The sequence below is a fragment of the Streptomyces sp. NPDC001492 genome (assembly GCF_053597275.1).
Map to the genome: position 1 here is coordinate 1 of NZ_JBSFHW010000054.1, position 20,803 is coordinate 20,803.

18 protein-coding genes are annotated in these 20,803 nt (G+C 71.7%); 8 read left to right on the forward strand and 10 right to left on the reverse strand.

Going from position 1 to position 20,803, the window contains the following annotated elements:
* Nucleotides 1-132: 132 nt before the first annotated feature.
* From ACWC1K_RS42910 to ACWC1K_RS42925, 4 genes are all read right to left on the reverse strand, one after another.
* Nucleotides 133-645 carry an O-acetyl-ADP-ribose deacetylase gene (locus ACWC1K_RS42910; protein WP_450838822.1) on the reverse strand — a complete coding sequence of 171 codons (513 nt, stop codon included), beginning with the start codon at nt 643-645 and terminating at the stop codon, nt 133-135.
* Complete coding sequence (locus tag ACWC1K_RS42915; protein ID WP_450838823.1) at nt 642-2,051, reverse strand: phytoene desaturase family protein; 1,410 nt, start codon at nt 2,049-2,051, stop codon at nt 642-644. The genes ACWC1K_RS42910 and ACWC1K_RS42915 overlap by 4 nt, the downstream gene beginning before the upstream one ends.
* Nucleotides 2,052-2,177: 126 nt before the next feature.
* The gene (locus ACWC1K_RS42920; RefSeq protein WP_450838825.1) at nt 2,178-3,026 is read right to left on the reverse strand and encodes an inositol monophosphatase family protein; all 849 of its coding nucleotides are present in this window, start codon (nt 3,024-3,026) and stop codon (nt 2,178-2,180) included.
* 106 nt (nt 3,027-3,132) lie between these two features.
* Entirely contained in the window at nt 3,133-4,983 is a 1,851-nt protein-coding gene (locus ACWC1K_RS42925) for a gamma-glutamyltransferase family protein (protein WP_450838827.1), read from the reverse strand.
* Between the two features lie 248 nt (nt 4,984-5,231).
* On the opposite strand from ACWC1K_RS42925, the gene ACWC1K_RS42930 reads away from it, so the two are divergent.
* The 3 genes from ACWC1K_RS42930 (at nt 5,232) to ACWC1K_RS42940 (ending at nt 8,913) form a co-directional block, all read left to right on the forward strand.
* A complete protein-coding gene (locus tag ACWC1K_RS42930; RefSeq protein ID WP_450838829.1) occupies nt 5,232-5,861 on the forward strand; it encodes a DUF6230 family protein in 630 nt (209 codons plus the stop codon).
* A gap of 204 nt (nt 5,862-6,065) precedes the next feature.
* Entirely contained in the window at nt 6,066-6,926 is an 861-nt protein-coding gene (locus tag ACWC1K_RS42935; RefSeq protein ID WP_450838830.1) for a DUF6230 family protein, read from the forward strand.
* Nucleotides 6,919-8,913 carry a DUF6114 domain-containing protein gene (locus tag ACWC1K_RS42940; RefSeq protein WP_450838832.1) on the forward strand — a complete coding sequence of 665 codons (1,995 nt, stop codon included), beginning with the start codon at nt 6,919-6,921 and terminating at the stop codon, nt 8,911-8,913. The genes ACWC1K_RS42935 and ACWC1K_RS42940 overlap by 8 nt, the downstream gene beginning before the upstream one ends.
* 509 nt (nt 8,914-9,422) lie before the next feature.
* Here ACWC1K_RS42940 and ACWC1K_RS42945 read toward each other — a convergent pair.
* The 3 genes from ACWC1K_RS42945 to ACWC1K_RS42955 are packed head-to-tail and all read right to left on the reverse strand — an operon-like array spanning nt 9,423 to nt 11,669.
* Nucleotides 9,423-9,785, reverse strand: a complete 363-nt coding sequence (locus ACWC1K_RS42945; RefSeq protein ID WP_450838833.1) for a hypothetical protein — start codon at nt 9,783-9,785, stop codon at nt 9,423-9,425.
* Nucleotides 9,786-9,836: 51 nt separating this feature from the next.
* The gene (locus ACWC1K_RS42950; RefSeq protein ID WP_450838835.1) at nt 9,837-10,400 is read right to left on the reverse strand and encodes a DUF6232 family protein; all 564 of its coding nucleotides are present in this window, start codon (nt 10,398-10,400) and stop codon (nt 9,837-9,839) included.
* Between the two features lie 15 nt (nt 10,401-10,415).
* Nucleotides 10,416-11,669, reverse strand: a complete 1,254-nt coding sequence (locus ACWC1K_RS42955; RefSeq protein ID WP_450838836.1) for an SH3 domain-containing protein — start codon at nt 11,667-11,669, stop codon at nt 10,416-10,418.
* A gap of 171 nt (nt 11,670-11,840) precedes the next feature.
* Between ACWC1K_RS42955 and ACWC1K_RS42960 the strand changes: the two genes are divergently transcribed.
* Entirely contained in the window at nt 11,841-12,206 is a 366-nt protein-coding gene (locus tag ACWC1K_RS42960; RefSeq protein WP_450838837.1) for a response regulator, read from the forward strand.
* Nucleotides 12,207-12,220: 14 nt separating this feature from the next.
* On the opposite strand, the gene ACWC1K_RS42965 is transcribed toward ACWC1K_RS42960, so the two are convergent.
* Genes ACWC1K_RS42965 through ACWC1K_RS42975 form a run of 3 tightly spaced genes read right to left on the reverse strand, consistent with a single transcriptional unit; the run spans nt 12,221 to nt 15,047 of the window.
* Nucleotides 12,221-12,949 (reverse strand): LuxR C-terminal-related transcriptional regulator, encoded by a 729-nt coding sequence (locus ACWC1K_RS42965; protein ID WP_450838839.1) that lies wholly within the window; start codon nt 12,947-12,949, stop codon nt 12,221-12,223.
* Nucleotides 12,946-13,188 (reverse strand): hypothetical protein, encoded by a 243-nt coding sequence (locus tag ACWC1K_RS42970; RefSeq protein WP_450838841.1) that lies wholly within the window; start codon nt 13,186-13,188, stop codon nt 12,946-12,948. Before ACWC1K_RS42970 ends, ACWC1K_RS42965 begins: the two co-directional genes overlap by 4 nt.
* Nucleotides 13,185-15,047: a sensor histidine kinase gene (locus ACWC1K_RS42975; RefSeq protein ID WP_450838842.1), complete on the reverse strand. Its 1,863-nt coding sequence runs from the start codon at nt 15,045-15,047 to the stop codon at nt 13,185-13,187. The genes ACWC1K_RS42970 and ACWC1K_RS42975 overlap by 4 nt, the downstream gene beginning before the upstream one ends.
* Before the next feature lie 302 nt (nt 15,048-15,349).
* Between ACWC1K_RS42975 and ACWC1K_RS42980 the strand changes: the two genes are divergently transcribed.
* The 4 genes from ACWC1K_RS42980 (at nt 15,350) to ACWC1K_RS42995 (ending at nt 20,803) form a co-directional block, all read left to right on the forward strand.
* Nucleotides 15,350-16,408, forward strand: a complete 1,059-nt coding sequence (locus tag ACWC1K_RS42980) for a LacI family DNA-binding transcriptional regulator (RefSeq protein ID WP_450838844.1) — start codon at nt 15,350-15,352, stop codon at nt 16,406-16,408.
* A gap of 406 nt (nt 16,409-16,814) precedes the next feature.
* A complete protein-coding gene (locus tag ACWC1K_RS42985; RefSeq protein WP_450838846.1) occupies nt 16,815-18,284 on the forward strand; it encodes a glycoside hydrolase family 32 protein in 1,470 nt (489 codons plus the stop codon).
* A 53-nt stretch (nt 18,285-18,337) separates the two neighbouring features.
* On the forward strand, nt 18,338-19,735 hold the full coding sequence (locus tag ACWC1K_RS42990; RefSeq protein ID WP_450838847.1) for an ABC transporter substrate-binding protein: 1,398 nt from the start codon (nt 18,338-18,340) through the stop codon (nt 19,733-19,735).
* 75 nt (nt 19,736-19,810) lie between these two features.
* Nucleotides 19,811-20,803 (forward strand): carbohydrate ABC transporter permease, encoded by a 993-nt coding sequence (locus tag ACWC1K_RS42995; RefSeq protein WP_450838849.1) that lies wholly within the window; start codon nt 19,811-19,813, stop codon nt 20,801-20,803.

The window sequence follows — 20,803 nt, forward strand, 5'->3', positions numbered from 1 at the left end:
GTCTGGTGGTCCAGACCGGACAGCTGCACGTTGTGCAGCGAGTACCAGGCCGTATAGAGGAGCGGATTGGGACGTCGGCCTTTCCGGTTTTCGGGGGCTCAGGCGCAATGGGTATGCCCAAGAACGGCTTCCTCAGCCGAGTTGCTTGGCGAATGCCTCGTACGCTCGGTGATCGAAGAGGACGAACCGCACTTCCTCGACGCCCGTTGGTGTGTTCAGCACCGTCTCGACGGCAATACGAGCCGCGTCCTCCATCGGCCACCGATACACGCCGGTGGAGATCGCCGGGAACGCAACCGTCCGCGCACCCAACTCGTCCGCCACGCGCAGAGACTCCCGGTAGCAAGAGGCGAGAAGCGAGGCATCGCCGCCGCCAACCTGCCAGACCGGGCCCACCGTGTGGATCACCCAGCGTGCGTCCAGGTCGCCCGCGGTGGTGGCGATCGCCTGGCCGGTGGGAAGGCCCTTGCCGTAGTGGGAGGCGCGGAGTTTGCGGCACTCCTCCAGGATCGCGGGGCCGCCGCGGCGGTGGATGGCGCCGTCCACGCCTCCGCCGCCGAGCAGGGAGGAGTTCGCGGCGTTGACGATCGCGTCGACGCTTTCGCGGGTGATGTCGCCCTTGGTGACGGTGATGGTCGGCGTCATGTCTGTCTCAGCCTCCTCCAGACGGCCTTCGCGGCGTTGTGCCCGGACATGCCGTGCACCCCCGGGCCGGGTGGGGTGGCCGAGGAGCAGATGAAGACGGCCGGGTGGGGGGTGCTGTACGGGAACAGGGAGAGTTTGGGGCGCAGCAGGATCTGGAGTCCGCAGACCGCGCCGGAGGCGATGTCGCCACCGATGTAGTTGGCGTTGCGGGCGGCGAGTTCGGGCGGCCCTGCGGTGGCACGGGCGAGGACGCGGTCGCGGAACCCCGGGGCGAAGCGCTCCAGTTGGCGCTCCATGGCATCCGTGAGGTCTCCGGTCCAGCCGCTGGGGACGTGACCGTAGGCCCAGAAGACCTGCTGGCCGTCAGGGGCGCGGGTGGGGTCGACGACGCTCGGCTGGACCGTGATCATGAAGGGTTTGTCGGGTGCTCTGCCCTCCCGGGAGGCCGCGGTCAGGGCGGCGCCGATCTCCGCGCTGTCCGCGCCGATCTGCACGGTGCCGGCGGCGCGGGCCTCCTCGGCGGCCCACGGCACCGGGCCGTCCAGCGCGTAGTCCACCTTGAAGACTCCGGGGCCGTACTTGTAGCCCTCGTAGTAGCGGCCGAAGCCCGCGATGCGGGCCAGGGCGGTGGGTGAGGTGTCGAAGACGTAGGCGCGGGCGGGCGGCAGGTCGTCGAGACGCTTGACCTCGTAGTCCGTGTGGACCAGGCCGCCCAGGTCCTTGAGGTACGCGGTGAGCGCGTCGGAGATGGACTGGGAGCCGCCGCGGGCCACGGGCCAGCCGCGGGCGTGTGCGGCGAGGGCGAAGACCAGGCCGATGGCGCCGGTGGCGAAGCCATTCAGTGGGGCCATGACGTGTGCGACGAGGCCGGCGAACAGGGTCTTCGCCCGTTCGTCCTGGAAACGGCGGGTCAGCCAGGTCGACGGGGGCAGGCCGACCAGGCCGAAGCGGGCGAGGGTCACCGGGTCGCGCGGGAGGGCGGTGAGCGGCAGGGACATGAAGTCGCGGGCCAGGGTGTCCCACTTGGGGAGGAAGGGCGCGATCAGCCTGCGGTAGGCGCCCGCGTCCCGTGGGCCGAAGGACGCGGCCGTCTCGGCGACCGAGCGGGACAGGACGGCGGCGGTGCCGTCGGTGAAGGGGTGAGCCATGGGGAGCTCGGCGTGCAGCCACTCCAGGCCGTACCGCTCCAGGGGCAGGGCGCGGAACGCCGGGGAGTTGATGGCGAGGGGGTGGGCCGCGGAGCACGGGTCGTGCCGGAAGCCGGGCAGGGTGAGCTCTTCGGTGCGGGCTCCACCGCCGACGGTGTCACGGGCCTCGAAAACCGCCACGGAGAAGCCGCGGCGGGCCAGTTCCACGGCGGCCGTCAGTCCGTTCGGCCCCGCACCCACCACGACAGCATCGAGCATCGACGGCACCCCTTCGTCAGCCGACGGCCATTCAGGATCAGGATAAGCCGGGGGCCTGACAGCGCCGGGGGCAGGGAATGAGGACCGCCCAGGAGCTCGGGCCCAACGGTTGTACGCGGCCGTGGGTCAGGCCGACCCCTTTCGCAGAAGTGCCGCCACCCTCTCTGCCGTCGCGGCGTCACGGGCCGTCGTGAAGGGGAGGGCGTTGCCACCGGTGATGCGGAACGGTTCTCCTGTGAGCGTCTGGTGGGCGCCGCCCGCCTCCTCGACCAGCAGGATGCCCGCCGCGTGATCCCACGCCGCCTCCCAGGAGAAGGCGACGGCGTCCAACTGGCCGCGAGCCATGGCGAGATACTCCAGGCCCGCCGAGCCGCAGGAGCGGAACTCGATACCGTCGGTCCGCAGGCCGAGCAGGGTGCGCTTCTGCTCCTCGGTCGTGTAGTCCGGGTGGGAGGTGGCCACTTGGAGGTCCCGGCCGGGTATGGGCGAGCCCGCGGACAGCCGCTCGCCGTCGAGGAAGGCGCCCTGGCCCCTTATCGCCGTGGCCAGTTGGTCGCGCGCGGGTGCGTAGGTCCAGGAGGCGAGCAGGACTCCTCGGTGTGCGAGGGCGACCAGCGTGCAGAATCCGGCTTCGCCGCGCACGAACTGCCGTGTCCCGTCGACCGGGTCGACGATCCAGACCGGGGCGTCGCCCTGGATCGCCTCATATGTCACCGGGTCGGCGTGCACCGCCTCCTCGCCGACCACGACCGAACCGGGCAGGAGCGCGCCGAGGGCGTCCGTGAGGTACTGCTCGGCGAAGCGGTCGGCGTCGGTCACCAGGTCGTGCGGTCCGGCCTTCTGGTCGACCTCGTGCGCGGCGAGCCGGCGGAAGCGGGGCATGATCTCGGCCGCGGCGGCCTTGCGGACCGCCTCCTCCACGTCGGCCGAGTGGCGGGCGAGAAACTCGTCGATGGTTTCCTTGTCTTCGATCATGACTCCATGAGAGCACGCGCCACTGACAATCCCCACCGCGCCGGTGGACCCCCGCTGGAATCGGCGTGAACTCGGCGTGCCCGCTCAGCGGACCCGGTGTACGTGATCAGCGACCCACCGCGTACCCCTGCATCCCCCGAGGGTTCGCGGCCGCCGACAGGATGCCGGTCTCCGGGTCCCGGGCGACCGCGCACAGCCGGCCCTCCGACCAGGGGTCACCGACGGTGATGTCGTGTCCGCGCCTTCGGAGCTCCTCGACGACGCCAGGGTCCGTGCGGGACTCGACCGTCACGCTTCCCGGGCGCATTCCGCGCGGGTAGAACGACCCCGGGAAGCCGTCGTTGTGCCAGTTCGGAGCGTCGATCGCGCCCTGCAGGTCGAGGCCCCCACGGACCTGCCCGCGCAGGGCGACGGCCAGGAAGAAGTGCAGCTGCCACTGGTCCTGCTGATCACCGCCGGGCGTGCCGAACGCCATGACCGGGACGCCGTCCCGCAGGGCGATCGAGGGCGTGAGGGTGGTGCGGGGGCGGCGGCCGGGCGTCAGCGAGTTCGGAAGGCCCTCCTCCAGCCAGGTCATCTGCAGCCGGGTGCCGAGCGGAAAGCCCAGCTCGGGCACGACGGGGTTGGACTGCAGCCAGCCCCCGCTGGGCGTGGCCGCGACCAGGTTGCCCCAGCGGTCGACGACGTCGAGGTGGCAGGTGTCGCCACGGGTGGCGCCGTCGGCGCGCACCCCCGGTTCGGCGGCACGCGCGCGTGGCTCACCCGGCACCGGGGACGTGGTCGGCTTGGCGACCGTCGGCTCACCTGCGCCCATGGGGTTGAACCCGGTGTCGTCGGTGACGACCACGCGCGCGTGCCCGCTCAGCCGCGGGGTCCGCCCGCCGGGACTGCCGGGACGCAGCTCGTACGAGGCCTTGAAGCCGACGAGAGCGCGCCGGGCCGCGTTGTAGTCCGCCGACAGCAGCTCGTCGAGCGGGACCTCGGCGGCGTCCCCGTACCAGGCCTCCCGGTCGGCCATGGCCAGCTTGCAGCCCTCGATCAGCAGGTGGACGTAGTCGGCGGACCCGTACTCGGGCAGCTCGGGCGGGAGCAGGGCGAGCTGCTGGAGGAAGGCGGGGCCCTGGCTCCACGGGCCGGCCTTGCACAGGGTCCAGCCGTTCCAGTCGTACGTCGCCGGGGCCTCGTAGGTCGCGGACCAGCCGGCGAGGTCGGCGGCCGTGAGGGTGCCGGTGTGGCGTTCGCCGCTGGTGTCGATGGTGGGCCGCCGCGCCTGCCGTATCAGGGCCTCGGCGATGAACCCCGACCGCCAGACCTCCCTCGCCGCCTCGATCTGCGCGATCCTGTCCCCCGCACCGGCGACCTCGGTGAGCAGTCGTTTCCAGGTGGCGGCGAGGGCGGGGTTGCGCAGCAGCTCACCGGGGCGTGGGGCCTTCCCGCCCGGCAGGTAGACCTCCGCCGAGGAGGTCCACTCCGTCTCGAACAGCTGCCGTACCGACTCGACGGTCGCGCCGACGTTCTCCACGGGCGCGTGCCCGTGCTCGGCGTACCCGATGGCGTACTTGAGGACGTCGGCGAGGGGCTTGGTGCCGTGGTCGCGCAGGAGGAGCATCCAGGCGTCGAAGGCGCCGGGCACGGCGGCGGCGAGCGGTCCGGTGCCGGGGACGAGCTCCAGCCCGAGCCCCCGGTAGTGCGCGACCGTCGCTCCGGCGGGCGCGACGCCCTGGCCGCACAGCACCCGCACCTCGCCGCCCGCAGGGGCGAGCAGGATCGGCACCTCGCCGGCCGGTCCGTTGAGGTGCGGCTCGACGACGTGCAGCACGAACGCCCCGGCCACGGCAGCGTCGTACGCGTTGCCGCCGTCCTCAAGGACGGCCATCGCCGACTGCGAGGCCAGCCAGTGGGTGGAGGACACCATCCCGAAGGTGCCCTGGAGGGTGGGGCGAGTGGTGAAACGCATGTCTGACCTCGACGGTTGCGGGCAGGGGCCAGGCTCATCCAACCCCAGGCGAGACCCGGGGAGAAGGGCACGCCAGGCGCACCGCACATCCCGGGCCGACCGAAGCCCGGGCTGATCACCGCCGCACCGGTTCCGGTTGCCGACCTGCACACCGCAGGTTGCAATGAGGCTGTGGCCCGACGGCCGCAGCCGGCGGCGCAGGTGGTGTCCCGCCCCCGCTCGGCCCCGCTCGAGCCGGGGAGGCAGTGATGACGTTCCCTGAGCCCGGTCCCCGCCCCGCCGGTCACACCCGGTGGGGTCGGCTCGGCCTGGTGATGGTGCCGACTCTGGTGGTGTCCGCGCTGCTCCTGGTGGGGATCGGCAGCGGAACACTCCCCGTTTCGCTCGCGGTCACCGCACAGTCCATGGCGATCTCCGGACAGAACCTCGAGATCACCGCCGACCGGCTGGACGGCACCGGGTTCACCCAGTACGTCTCGACCGACCGGTCGAAGTCCCGGACGTACCCGGAGGCCATCGCCGGGATCGACTCGGCCGACCTGTACAACCTGTGCCAGTCGATGGTCGTCAAGCTCCCCGTCGTCGGCGAGACCACGCTGCGGATCGGTGCCGGCGGTGGCGGCAAGCCCGCGCACGCGGACCATCTCGTCGTCCACACCGACGACCTGGGCGGCGACGCGGTGTTCCACAACATCGTCATCGGCCAGGACGCCTCGACCTTCGAGAACGGCTCTGATGCCCTGACGGGACTCTTCGGACAGTCGGCCGACACCGTCCGCATCGAGCACCTCCGGCAGTCGACCCGGGAGGTGAAGGCGGCGACCTTCCGCCTCACGGGCCTGCACCTCAGCGTGAAGGCCGGAGCCAAGCCCTGCTAGTCCTCGCAGGAATCCGCTGAACGTCCCTCCCCCCTTGCCTGACCCAGGTGGGTGAATGCGTCCGTCCATTGGGGTCCCGCTGCTGTTTCTCTCAGTCACCCGCGGGTCCCACAGGAGTTGGCGATGCGTACCGCCCGAGACTCGGGAATTTGGGGCTTCTCGGCCCGTTGATGGGCCGGCCCGGATCGTCTGACGGGGAGAGGGATGACGACCAACGTCGACAGTGCCACCCAGACCACTGTGAGCAGACGTCTCACGGGCCACACCCGATGGAGGCGCCTGGCCGTGGCCATGGTGCCCACCTTGCTGGCGTCCGCAGGGCTGTGCACGGCGATGGCGCGTGGCGCCCTGGCCGCGTCCTTCGGAGTCTCACCCAACTCGTTCACGGTTTCCGGCGAGAGTTTCCAGATCTCGGCCAGCACGCTCGACGGGCGGGGGTTCGTTCAGTTCGGTGTGCTGGACCGCGGCGCTCATGCCTCGTACCCGGAGGCTCTCTCCGGCATCCGGTCCGCGGACCTGTACGACCTGTGCCAGTCCGTCGTCCAGGACGTGCCCCTGCTCGGGCCCGTCACCCTGCGGCTGACCTCGGGCAGCGGCGGGAGTCCCGCGCACGCGGACCGGCTCGTGGCCGACAGCCACGACCTGCAGGGCGACGCGCTCTTCCACAACATCAACATCGGTCAGGACGCCGCCACCGTGCAGGGTGTGCCGGGCGTGCACGGCGAGCCCGGCGGCTTCGGCGAGCAGGCCGACACCGTACGCATCGACAACCTGCGGCAGCAGACGCGTTCGGTGAGTGCGGCGACGTTCCGGCTGCCGGGACTCCATCTCAGCGTGCAGGTCGGCTCGAACCCGTGTTTCGACGCCGACGCGGATCAGGGGGACGACGACTCCTCCGGTGCGGGTCACGAAGGTCACGGCCCTTCTGGTGGCGATCACGGAGGTCACCACTCCTCCGACGGGGATCACGAAGGTCACCACTCGTCAGATACGGATCACGAAGGTCACCACTCCTCCGATGAGGATCACGGACACCGCCACACTCCGGAGGATCGCAGTGAGTAGTGCGTGGCTGCGCCTCGGAGGCAGGAGAAAGGGAGAGGACGACGGGGAGCGGCACGGATGGTGGAACGCCTTCGGTGACTGGCGGCGCAGTCGCCCGTTCTGGGCCGGAGTGTGGACGCTGCTGGCGGGGGTCGAGATCCTCTCCATCCCGTTCGCGCCGTTGCCGGTCATGATGCATGAGGGCGTCGCCGGTGTGGCCGGGTCGCTCATGGGGATCTTCCTGGTGGTCCTCGCGCTCAGCCTGTGGCTGTCGCCCGGGCACCGGGTGTTCGCGGGCATCGCCACGCTGGTGCTCGCGGTCGCCTCGCTCGTGCTCTCCAATTTCGGCGGCTTCCTGATCGGTTTTCTGCTCGGTATCACCGGCGGTGCGATGGCGGTGAGCTGGGTGCCGTACGCGAGGCCTCCGGTCCGGCCGCCGGTCTGGCCGGACTGGCGTCGCGGGAACGGCTCGGGCGGCTCCGGAGAGCCGGGCAGCCCGGAGGGGCCGGATGGTCCCGACGGCCCTGGTGATTCGGGCGGCCCCGGTGGGGCCGGAGGCTCCGGCGGCTCCGGCGAACCGGACGGCTGGGGAGGCAGCGGAGGTCATGCGGTCGGCGGCGGACCAGCCGGCGGCACCCCGCGCCCGAACGGTCTGACCTGGCGTACCAGCCGTATGCGGGCGCTCGGTGTGCTGCCGATCGGGGCTCTGCTGACCGGCGGGCTGCAACCGGCCCCGGCGCACCTGCCGCGAGCGGTGCCGAACCGCGTCGATCCGCCCAGCGTGCTCGGGAGCACCGCCGCCGACACCGCTCCCCCGCACCTGACCGTCTGCTCCCTGCTCGGCGGACTGCTGGCCGGGGCGGCACCCCCCGCGCGCGGCACCGGAGGCCGCATCCCGGGCTCAGGCTCCGCGGTGGACGGCCCGCACACACCCCTCGTCCCTCTTGTGCCGAAGCCGCGCACCGAGACGAACGACACCAGGCCCGGACGCGGGCCGGCCTCCGTCAAGCCCGCACCCGCTCCCGCTCCCTCCTCCGGAGCGGGCCTTCTCGGCTCGGTCTCCGACCTGCTCGGCCTGCACGGTTCGGACGACGCACGCGACAAGCAGGACAAGGGCCCCGCTGCCCAGAACGACCATGAGACGTCACGGCCGACCCGCCCCGCCGACCGGCCCCAGCGCAGCAAGCCCGACCACGTCGCCGGGCCGGGCAGGCCGGACAAGCAGCCGAGCACGTCGGACGGCAACGCCCCGCCGTCCGTCCTGCGCCTCGACATCCCGCCCCTGCCTGCCGACGGGCGGATGAACGGGCCCCTGTCGCTGCTGCCGCTGCACATCGATCTGGGCACGGGCTCCGACCGGGACGAGCACTCGCCCTGGTGCCTTCCGCAGCCCTTGATCTCCCTCAGGCTGGGTGTCGATGCCGCCGCGTACCGCGTACGCACCGCCGCCCAGCCGTTCCGGGTCGTCACCCCGCTGCTGGTGCTCACCGGGCTGACCTACCACGGCATCACCGAGGTGCCGACGGCGTACGGCCCCCAGGAGGTGCTGGTCTTCACCGCGTACCGGGTCGACATCGCGAGCCTGCGGCAGACGGCTCCGCTGCTCGCCCCCGGATGCGGCCGTCACCAGCCCCCGCCGCCGGCCCCGCCCTTCCACGGTCTGCCCGGCCTCCGGCTGCCCCTGCTCGACATGGGCATTCCCGGCATCGGCCGCGTGGACCCGTCCGCCCCCGGCCCCTGGTATCCCTGTCAGGGCACGCTGGAGACGGACGCTCCCTCCAGCACGACGGTGGCCACCGGGCGGCCCGTGGTCCTGCTGACCAAGGTCCTCAGCGGGAACCTCCTCGGCCTGCTCCCCGTCACGTTCACCCCGAGCATGCCGCCCCCGCTGCCACCGGGGCTCACCCTTCCCATCCCGATCTTCTTCACGAACGTCACCGCGTACAACCAGTTCCTCAGCGCAGACGAACTGGACGTCCCCGGGATCCACCAGACGGCGTCCCGCTGACTACGGTGGCCCGGGATGACGGCCAGGCACCGGGCTCGTTCGCCGCCCGGCACCTCGATCCCGGTACGGCTGCGGACTGATTGCGACCTGAAGCCGACGCTGTGGCCTGACGGTGCTCCACGGCTCCAGCCAACGGTGAGGCGTCCGCTTCGCACCATGCTGCGGACGTACGCCGGCCGGTCCGTCTCCAGCTTGCGCGTGAACGCCTCGTGCACCGCTTGCCGGTCGTCGTCCGTCAGCACCTCGCTGTACCCGTCGGTGTAAGTCACCTCAAAGCGGCGGGCCGTGTTGCCCAGGTGCAGATAGGCCCTGTGCCTGACGGTCATGTACATCCCGAGCAGGGGCTGCTCGGACAGATGCGCGGAAGGCGCGCGTCCGCTACCAACGCGCCGGCGCCGCGTACCACCGACCGACCACACGGCCCCCGATGAACAGCGCCAAACTACCGCCCTGCTAAGAGCAGTTGGAGGACGTTCCGCGTCTTCCCCGCCGCGAACCATCCCCGCCCCTCACATCCCCCCGACGAGCGCCGTGACCAGCGTGGCCACCCCGCCCCGCACCACAGCCAGCACCGCGTCCGAGGCGCCGCCCGCGACCGCACCGGCGAGCGCCCGCAGACGCTCGGGCCGCGAACGCACCGCCGTGACGACCGCACCGGCGTCGGTGACGCTGCCGTCCGGCGCCACGACTCCCTCCCGGGTCAACTGGGCGACGAAGGCGCGCAGTTCACCGACGGCCGCGTCCAGCTCGGCGGGTGAGACTCCCGGGGAGTTGTCGATCCTGAAGGTGTTGCCGCTGCCGCCGGTCTGGACGTTCTTGTCGCGGCCGATCTTGTCGCCGCCGAACTTGTCCCCGTGGACGTAGTCGGACATCCATGGCTCCTTCTCTTCTGTTCTCTTCTGTTCTCTTCGTGAGGGTGGTGGCTAGGCGGGAGATCCACTCCGGACGTTCTTGTCCCGGCCGACCTTGTCGCCGCCGAACTTGTCCCCGACGACGAGATCCCCTCCCACGTGCAGGATCCGTTCCGTGGCCGGCGGGTCCTCGATCGCGGCGACGATCGCCGCCTGGATGCGGTGGATCTCGTCGCGGGCCGTCCCGGACAGCGCCGTGTACTGCGTGCCCGCCGTCTCGATGAGCAGCGCGTACCGCTTGCGCCGCAGCAGCAGCCGGTAGAGCAGCACGCCCAGCAGGTAGGCGGTCCGGACGGCCAGCAGCACGACGAAGGCCGTGCCGATCCGTCGTACGGTCTCGGCGTCCGCGCCTGCGAGCCGGGACCCGGCACGCTGCAGGACCAGGCTGATCGCGCCGCCCAGGAGGAGCAGGGCGGCGATCTCTCGGAGCGGATGGAACGTCGCCAGCTTGCCTCGCCAGACCACGCGCAGCGTCTGGACCCGCGAGATGTTGGCGAGCGGGTAGGTCTCGTGTCCGATGGTGACGATCCGCTTGGCGATGCGGATCTCGCCGACCTTCTTCTTCGTTCTGCTCATCGCTGTTCGTCGTCCTCATTCGGTCGCGGTCGAGGTCGGGATGGGGGTGGGGGTGCCGTCGGACGGAGTGACCGTCGCCGGGTCGGACGGCTCGGCACAGTCGGGGAGCGACAGGGCGTCGGGGCCGCCGGTGAGCGCGGTGGCCGTGACCCAGCCTGTGCCACCGGTGGCGCGGAGCAGCTCGACCCACAGGTCGCTGTCGTAGCCGTGTGCCTGCACGGGGTCGCCGTGCGCCGCGCACAGCGCCTGGTACGAGCCGCCCGCCTCGATGTAGCTGATCTGCGTGTCGGCGGTGGTGGGCCCGGTGCGTACGGGTGCCGCCACGGCGCCGGTGACGGTCGCGCTCCCGGAAGGTCCGGTGTCGGTGGGCGTGTCCGTCGGTGTGGGGGTCGGCGAGTCCGTCGGCGGGTCCGAGGGCGCGGACGGCGTCGCGGTCACGTACACCGTCGTCGGCGTACGGCGGCTTGCGGTCACCCGGTCGCCGGGCTGGGGCGCGGTGTCGTCGGCGGGTGGCAGTCGTACGGTGCCGGCGGCGTCGGCGGTCGGGATGACGACCCGGGAGACGGTGCCCTCCTCGACGCCGTCCGCGGGCTCGGCCGCGTACTGCACCTGGAGGCAGTCGGCGGCCAGCTGCGCCACGGTGGCGTCGACGTCGGCGCCTGCGCTCACCTCGGGCAGGGTGATGCCGATGTCGCCGGTTCCGGCGGCACAGGAGGATGCCGAACTGGTCGGCACGGGAGAGTCCTGCTGTTTCGGGGCGTCGGCGATCTGCAGACGCGTCACCTTGCCGGGCTGCGTACGGGTCGCGTCGACCAGTACCGTGCCGCCCTGCGCGAGCGCGAGGTCCCGCCCGTCCAGGGAGGGCCGGACATGGCGGCCCTTGGTGTGGATCTCGTAGGCGGAGTAGACGTATCCCGTCCCCTGCGCGTCCCGTGCCTGGACGAACGCTGCGCTCCGGGTGGTCGTCGCGGAGTGCGCCAGGTGCCGGATCAGGACCACCAGGTTCTTTCCGCTGACCAGTCGCTGCTGGAATCCGCCGACGGAGACCTCGCCGAGCGGCGTGACGATCTTCGCGTCGGCGGAGACGCTGATGTTGCCCGCCGAGTCGATCGTGAACGACACCGGCAGGAAGGCCGGTTTGACGGTCACCGAGCCCTCGCCCGGTTCCTTGCAGCCGGCCAGGCCGGTCGCGAGCAGCGCCGCGAGCACGACCAAAGCGAGCGGCCTGGCAGGCTTCCCCCACGCCTTTCCGCGTGTCTTCCCCCGCATGATGTTCCCCCGATTCCCCCGACTTCCGGTTTCCGACTCCCTGATGAGTGGTCCGCCCAGTCTTCGCGCGGCAGGGGCCGCGGACATCCAGGCGGGCACCGGTCCGCCGGCGGGGGCTTCTCAGGGTCTGCCCTGATGTCATGGCCACCGCGCGCCCGTCAGCATGGGGTCATGAGCCGCAGCGTGCTGATCGTCGACGACGACGCCGCCTACCGGGCCGCCGTACGGGCCCTGTTGGAGGCGGACGGGGACTACGCCGTGACCGAGGCGGCTTCCGGGGCCGCGGCGCTCGCGGCGGTCGCCCGGGGGGAGCGGCCGGACATCGTGCTCCTGGACCTGGGGCTGCCCGGGGAGAACGTCTTCGCCGTGACGCGGGAGCTGAACACGCTGGCCGCCGACATGGTGCTCGTGCTGTGCTCGGTGCGCGAGGCCGATGAGTTCGCCGCGCGCCTCGCCCGCTCCCCGGCCACCGGTTTCCTGGCCAAGGACCGGCTGTCGGTCAGGGCCCTGTCGGACCTCGTCGGCCGCGGAGGGTGAGCCGGGACCGCAGGTCAGGAGTCCCTGGACTGGAGGTACTTGAGCACGGCCAGGACCCGGCGGTGGTACTCCCCCTCGCTCTCGTCGGGCAGTTCGAGCCGTCGGAAGATGCTGCCGACGTGGGTCTCGACGGTCTTCAGGGTGACGACGAGCTGCTCGGCGATCGCCTGGTTGGTCAGGCCCTGCGCCATGAGCCGGAGCACGTCCCGTTCGCGGGGGCTGAGCGTGGCCAGACCGCCGCGCCGGCGCGGGCCGTTGAGGAGCAGTTGCAGCACCCGCTGGTCGAACTCGCACTCCCCGTCGGCGATTCGGCCGACGGTGTCGAGGAAGTGCTCGTCGGCGACGCGCTCCTTGAGCAGGTAGCCGACGCCCCGGACGTCGGATGCCGTCAACTCGGCGAGGTGGGTGACCTGGACGCTCTGGGACAGCAACAGGATCCCCACGCCGTGGTGGGACCGGCGGATGTCCACGGCCGCCTGAAGCCCTTCCAGGCGTTTCGTCGGCGGCATCCTGATGTCGATCACCGCGAGGTCCGGGACCGTCCGGGCGACTGCCGCACGCAGCGCGTCCGCATCGCCCACCTGGGCGGTGACCACATGACCCCGACTCGCCAGCAGCGCGGCGAGCGCACCCCGGAAGAGACGCTCGTCGTCGGCGAGCACGATCCGCAGGGGTCTGGGCGAGGACGGGACGCTCGCGATGCCTCCGCGCGGGGAACCTCCCGGCAACTCGTGTTCCCTCACGCCCGCCCCGCCTCCCCCACCGCGAGGTCCGGGACCGTCCGGGCGACTGCCGCACGCAGCGCGTCCGCATCGCCCACCTGGGCGGTGACCACATGACCCCGACTCGCCAGCAGCGCGGCGAGCGCACCCCGGAAGAGACGCTCGTCGTCGGCGAGCACGATCCGCAGGGGTCTGGGCGAGGACGGGACGCTCGCGATGCCTCCGCGCGGGGAACCTCCCGGCAACTCGTGCTCCCTCACGCCCGCCCCGCCTCCCCCTCGTCGGAAACGCCGGAAGCCGTCTCCGCTACGGACAACGCCTCGGCCGCAGCCGCTGTCACGGCCAAGTCCCGGGTTCGGAGCGGCAGTTCCACCTCCACCACGGTTCCCTGCCCGCGTTCGCTGCGGACCGTCATGGTGCCGTCGAACACCGCCACCCGGTCCCTGAGCCCGAGCAGCCCGGTGCCGCCGCCCGGGTCGGCGCCGCCGGCACCGTCGTCGGCGACCGTCAGCCGCAGTACCCCGTCCTCGGCCCGGAGGCGGACGTCGATGCCGATGGTCCGCGCATGGGCGTGCTTCAGGGCGTTGGTGAGCGCCTCGGCGGCGACGAAGTACACGGTGGCCGCGAGCGGCGGCGGCAGCGCGGGGACCGCTCCCGCGGTCACCTCGACCGGGCAGGGGGCGCGCGCGGCGAGCGTCTCCAGGGCCGCCACCAGGCCCGTTTCGGTCAGTACGGCGGGATGGATGCCGTGCGCGAGGTCACGCAGCCGCTCGATGCCCTCGCCCATCAGCTCCGCGATCCGGTCGAGCAGCCCGACCAGTTCGGGATCGGGCGCCTCCCGGCCCGCGCACCTCTGCCGGGCCAGCCGTAACGTCACCAGCGCGGTGACGAACGTCGTCTGTGCCCCGTCGTGCAGGTCGTGCTCGATCCGCCGGCGCTGCTCGTCGCCCGCCTCGACGATACGGGCCCGTGACGCGCGCACCTCGGCCAGCTGGGCGCGCACCTCGGCGGCGAGGCGCTGGTTGTCCAGCTCCAGCGCCGCCGCGGAGACGACGGCTTCCAGAACGTAGCGGTCCTCGCGCAGCGCCGGGTCGTGGACGAGCACCCCGACCCGCTGGCCGTCCCGCTCCAGCGGGCTGACCTGCCGCCCCGGTGCCACGGCGAGCGCGGTGCCCCCACTGTCGACGTACCCCTCGGGGGCGGGGTAGCCGACCTGCACCGACGGGTCGCGCAGCGCCCGCGCCAGCGCGTCGCGCAACTGCGCCCGGGTGGCGGTCGGCATGCGGCGCAGCAGGTCGGCCACGGCCGTACGGCCCATGCGGACGTGCCAGACGCCGGCCAGGAAGGCCACCGGCAGCGCGAGCACCGCCACATGCGCGACGGCGATGAGCGGTGGATGGGTCGGCGAGTCGGGCCCCGTCCCGAGGATCGCGTCGAGCGTGGACGCGAGCCCGCCGACCAGTCCCACGCCGAACAGCGGCGCGAGCACCCGCCGCGCCGGACGGGTGGCCCTCACCCACCGGCCCAGCAGGACGGCGACGACGGCCGCGCTCATGACGAACTGGACCCGGTCGACCGCTTCGGGCAGCCAGAGCACGGGGCGCACCAGCAGCAGGTTCCGTACCAGCGAGTCGTAGAAGAGGGTGCTCAGCGGGATCAGCCCGAACGCCGTCGCACAGCCGGCGGCCACCAGGAGCCGCTCCAGCCGCGAGCGCAGCACCCCGTCGGGGAACATCAGCAGCAGCGGGATCAGGAATCCGCTCGACGCCGACCGCACCAGCAGCCCGACGGTGTGCGCCACCGGATCCGGGCTGATCTGCAGGTCCTCGGCGAACCAGCCGATGCCCACCCACAGCATCATCAGCCCGACCGGGTTGCTCGGCCGCCGCATCCGCGCGAGCAGCCCCGCCGCGAGATACAGACCGCCGACCGCGCCCGAGAACCATGTCGTGGTGGTGGTGACATACCGTCCGGGCGCGCTCACGACCAGCACATACGCCCCGAACACAAGCCCGCCCGCGGCCAGTCCGACCGCTTCGGCCTCCGGCGCGAGCCGCAGCCGTCCGCCCGGGACTCCCCAGCGCCCGGTCGGCCCGGCCACGTCCGCCGCCTCAGCCATGAGCCGCCTCCCCCTGGCGCGCGCCCCACCGCAGGCCAACGGCCCGTCGGGAGAGCCATGTTAGCGAGGCGAACCCCTCGGACCTGGTGGAACAGGGAGAAACAGGGACAGAAAACAGCAGAGTACGGAAGGGTGCGCCGATGCCCGTCGGCCCGTCCGCTCTCCCGCCGCCCTCCGGGACATGTCGCGGCCACGAGTTCGTAACGAGCCATTGACAGTGGCTTCCGGCGCGGGCACTCTCATGTCCACACGGTTGGCTAAACGATTAGGCAACCCGGAATCAACCACTTTGGGCAGGGGCAATGGCGCGCCGGATCGGGATCAAGGACGTGGCTGCGGCGGCAGGTGTGTCGACCGCGACCGTGTCGCACGTCCTGAACCGGGTCGAGGGCAAGCGGATCAGCGAGGAGACGCGCCGGCGCGTCTGGAAGGCCGCCGACGAGCTCGGGTACGCGCCCAACGGACTGGCCCGCGGGCTGCGGACGCAGCGGTCGCAGACCATCGGCTTCGTCAGCGACCAGATCGCCACCACCCCGCACGCGGGCCGCATGATCCTGGGTGCCCAGGAGGCCGCCGCGGCCGAGGGACTGGTCCTGCTGCTGGTCAACACGAGCGGCGATGCCGAACTGGAGCGCACCAGCATCGAGATGCTGCTCCAGCGGCAGGTGGACGGCATCGTGTACGCGGCCATGTACCACCGCATCGTGGAACTGCCGGAGGCGCTGCGCTCGACGCCCACCGTGCTGCTCGACGCGGGCTCGGCCGACCCCGCCGTCCCGTCCGTGGTGCCCGACGAGGTCCAGGGCGGTTACGCGGCGGTGCGCGAGCTGCTCGATCACGGCCACCGCCGGATCGGTGTGACCGTGCAGACCGTCGACCTGCCCGCGCGGCAGGGCCGGCTGGAGGGCTACCGCAAGGCGCTGGCCGAGGCCGGTGTCGCCTACGACCCGTCGCTGGTCGCCGCGGAGACGGCGGTGCCGTTCAACACGGTCGGCGGTGACGTCGACACCGGCTACCGGGCCGCGCGCCGGCTGCTGACGGCCGAGCAGCGCCCCACGGCCTTGTTCTGCTTCAACGACCGGATGGCCGCCGGCGCCTACCGGGCCGCCGCCGAGCTGGGGCTGTCCATCCCCGGCGATCTGTCGGTCATCGGGTTCGACAACCAGGAACTCGTCTGCGAGTCGGTGCACCCGCAGCTGAGCACGGTTCAGCTCCCGCACTACGAGATGGGGGCACGGGCCGTGGCCCAGTTGCTCGCGCTCACCAGGACTCCGGGCCGGCCACCGGGCCCGGACACCCAGGAATTGCTGCCTTGCCCGCTGGTGGCGCGGGCATCGGTCACTTCGCCGCCCCGACTCTGACCCCGGGACGGCGAAGCAATCGCACCGTGACAGGCGACCGTCGCAACCGGTCGTCGGTCCTGCCAGTACGCGGAACACAGTGAGGGTACACATATGTCCCCCGGGCTTTTCAATGAGCGGTTTTTCAACGAGCGGTCGAGGTGGCACTTCCGCCTGACGTCCGACGGCGCCGCGGAGTACTGAGCCGCGTATCTCCCGCCGACGAACCGTCGGCGCTTCAGACAGCCTTCCCGCATCCCGCCGCCGGCCGCGCGCCGGCCCCGGCTTCCCTCGCCATGCCGCGAGGGCCGCCGGCGGGTGCAGGGGGAAAGGCGCCTCCATCGAGTCCCCCGAGGCGATCGTGGCCGGCCGTGTCCGGTGACCGTCCGTCCTCGCATGCTCTGCTGCCATACCGAAAGGCACGCGTGTGTCCACCGCGCCCCGCGATCCGTACTGGCCCGTCGCGCATCTGCGCCCGCCCCGGAACTGGATCAACGACCCCAACGGACTGGTCTTCCATGACGGCCACTACCACGTCTTCCACCAGTACAACCCCTCCGGCGCGACGCACGCGAACATGCACTGGGCCCACTTCCGCAGCCCCGACCTGCTGAGCTGGGAACAACTGCCGATCGCCCTGTCCCCGACCCCGGGCGGCGTGGACGCCGACGGCTGCTTCTCTGGCAACGCGGTCTCCGACGGCGACCGCCTGGTCGCCTTCTACTCCGCGCACCGCTGGGACCGCTCGCCCCAGCACCAGCCGGTCGCCACCGCCGTCTCCCGCGACGGCGGCCGGACCTTCGGCCGGCGGGGCAAACCGGCCGTCGGCGCCTGGCCCGAGGACTGCACCATGTACCGCGACCCCTATGTGTGGCGGGACGGCGAGCGGTGGCGGATGCTGGTCGGCGCCGCCCTCGCGGACGGCCGTGGCGCGGCCCTGCTGTACGAGTCGCCCGACCTGGAGACCTGGACCTACCTCGGCCCCTTCGACGCCCGAGCACAGGAGCCGGTGGCCGGCACGGACCTGCACACCGGGGAGGGCTGGGAGTGCCCCCAGTACCTGCCGCCGCACTCCGGACGGCCCGGTGCCCTGATCTTCAGCGCCTGGAACGACCACGACGGCGCACGCTGCGTCACGGTCCTGGTCGGCGAGGAACACGGCAACAGGTTCGAGGCCGGCGCGCCCGCCTTCGTGGACCACGGCCCGGACTGCTACGCCCCCGCCCTGCTGCGCGCACCGGGCGGCCGATGGCTGCTGTGGGGCTGGTCCCCGGAGGCCCGCGAGGGGGACTGGGCGGTCGCGGACGGATGGGCCGGCGTACTGACGATCCCGCGCGAGATCTCGGTCGCTGCCGACGGCACGCTGCATCAGCGGCCCGCCGCTGAACTCCTCTCCCTGCGTGGCGAGTTGGCGTTCCACACGGAAGGCGTGGCGCACGGCCCGCAGCCCGTCGAACTGGGCAGTGCGGGCCGTGCCTTCGACCTGACGGCCCGTCTGGAGACGACCGGCGACGCAAGCCTGCGGCTGATCACCGGACCCGACGAGTATCTCGACATCCGCCTGGACGCCGCCGCGGGTGAGCTGGTCGTCGACCGCGACCATGCCTCGCTGGATCCCCGCGCGTACGGCGGCTCCTACCGCATGCCCTGCCCCACCGGGCAGCCGGTCGAACTGCGCATGGTCGTCGACCACTCCCTCGTCGAAGTCTTCCTGACCACCACCGGCCAGGTGCTCTCCCTGCGCTTCTACCCGACCGGGGACGGCCCTTGGCGGTTGCAGGCCCACACCGCGCCGGGCGCGCACCTGCGCCACACGGTCGACGCCTGGGAGCTGCTGCCCCTCGTGGTCAAGGAGCCGAGCGCCGGTCCCGAGCTGCCGCAGGGGCAGCCCACATGACGGAGTCATCGCCCACGTCGCCCTACCGGCGCGTGCCGGTCCCGAATCCCCCCATGCACCGAAGCACCGCCCACCCTCGCCCGCACCACACACCGGAGGCACCCACGATGAACGCCGGCACCACAAGAGCCCGCCGGACGGCTTCTACGGCCCTGGCCCTCGCCCTTCCCCTGGCCGCGCTCGCCGCCTGCGGCGGGGGCAGCGGCACCGGCACCTCCGCCGAGCAGGGCAGCGGCACGGGCACCATCACCGTCTGGGCCCACCAGGGACAGGCGAGTGAGGCGGCCGCCCTGCAGAGCGCGGTGAAGACCTTCAACTCCTCGCAGAAGAAGGTCAAGGTCAAGCTGACGCTGATCCCCGACACCGACTACACCAAGACCATCACCGCCACCGAGGCCTCCAAGCTGCCGGACGTGATGGAGTTCGACGGCCCGACCATGGCGAACTTCGTCTACAACAAGAAGCTCACCGCGATCGACAGTTACGTCTCCGCCAGGACGCTGGCCAACGCCACCCCGGCGATCAAGGCGGAGGGCCGGTTCGAGGGCAAGCAGTACGGGCTCGGCATGTACGACTCCGGGCTCGGCGTCTACGGCAACAGGAAGCTGCTGGACGCGGCCGGCGTCAAGTACCCCACCGGGCTGTCCGACGACTGGACCGCGGCCGAGTTCACCGCCGCCGTGAAGAAGCTGGCCGCCAAGGACTCCGACGGCAAGAGCCTGGACCTCCAGGAGAGCAACGGCTTCGCCAACGAGTGGGGCACCTACGGCTTCGCCCCGGTCGTGTGGTCGGCGGGCGGCTCCCTGCTGAAGAACGGCAAGGCCGAAGGCGCCGTGGACACCCCGGCCGTGGTCTCGGCGCTGAAGACCCTCCAGTCCTGGAAGAAGTACGTCGACCCCAACACCGACGGCAACGCCTTCGCCAAGGGCCGCGTCGCCCTCAGCTGGGTCGGCCACTGGATGTACCCCGCCTACGGCAAGGCGCTCGGCAAGGACCTGGTCGTGCTGCCGCTGCCCGACTTCGGCAACGGCCCCAAGACCGGCCAGGGTTCCTGGGCGTGGGGCATCGGAGCCGACACCAAGAACGGCAAGGCCGCCGGCGCCTTCCTCGACTCCCTGCTTGACGACACCAACGTCACCGCGATGACCACGGCCAACGGAGCCCCTCCCGGCACCAGGAGCGCGCTCGCCAAGAGCAGCCTGTACAAGCAGGGCGGCCCGCTGCAGCTCTTCGCCGACCAGCTCGCCAAGGCCTGTGGTGACACGAACATCGACAAGTCCTGCGTCGCCGTGACCCGCCCGGTCACCGCCGGATACCCCACGGTCACCGCCAAGTTCAGCCAGGCGCTGAGCGACGTCTACGGCGGCGCCGACCCGAAGTCCGCCCTGGACAAGGCCGCCCGCGCCATCGACCAGGACTTCTCGGACAACGACGGCTACAAGCTGCAGTAGCGGCATCCAGCAGCCGGAGGGACGGACCCACTCTGACAGCGCCCGTCCCTCCCGGCCCGGAAGAGGACACCCACCGTGACCACCGTGAAACCCGCACCCGCCGCACCCGACCGGCGGAAGCCGAGCCCACCCCCACCGCCGTCCCCCGAGCCCGTACGGCCTCGCCGCGTGAACCGCGACCGGGTGCACGGACTGCTGATGTCCGCACCCGCGCTCGGCGGACTCATCGCCTTCGTCGCCGTGCCGTTCGTGTACGCCGTCGTCCTGTCCTTCTACAACGTGCGGCTCGGCTCCCCGCTCCCGCCGCGCTTCTTCGGCATCGAGCAGTACCGGCGCATCTTCACCGACCCCGACATGTCCGGCCCGTTCCTACGGGCCCTGCTGAACAACCTGACCTTCGCCGTAGTCGTCGTACCCCTGCAGACGGGGCTCGCGCTGGGGTTGGCGATCCTGCTCAACCGCAAGCTGAAGGCGATCGGCGTCTTCCGGTCGCTGTTCTTCCTGCCGGTCGTCTTCCCCATGGCCCTCGTCGCGGTCATCTGGCGGCTCATCCTCGCCCGCAGCGGCGACGGCCTGCTCAACTCCGCGTTGCACGCGGTGAGTTTCGGCAACTGGGGCGCCTTCGACTGGCTCGGCGACGGCCTCACCGCCATGGCCTCGGTCATCGTGCTGTCGGTGTGGCAGGGCGTCGGCTTCCAGATGGTCATTCTGCTCGCCGGCCTCCAGCAGATCCCGGGCGAACTCTACGAGGCCGCCCAGCTCGACCGTGCCTCGCCCTGGCAGCAGTTCCGGAACGTCACCCTGCCCGGCATCCGCGGCACCCTCGTCTTCGTCGCCATGCTCACCTCGGTGCTGTCCTTCCGCGTCTTCGACCAGGTCTACGTCCTCGTCCACGGCGGCGGACTCGACGAGGACGCCACCCGCACGGTGATGTACCAGGCCGTCACCACCGCCTTCGACCAGAACAACATCGGCCAGGCGTCCGCGATCACCGTCGTGTTCTTCCTGATCGTCGTCGTCCTGACCCTCATCCAGCGCCGCGTCGTCCGCTCCGGCAACGAGGACTGA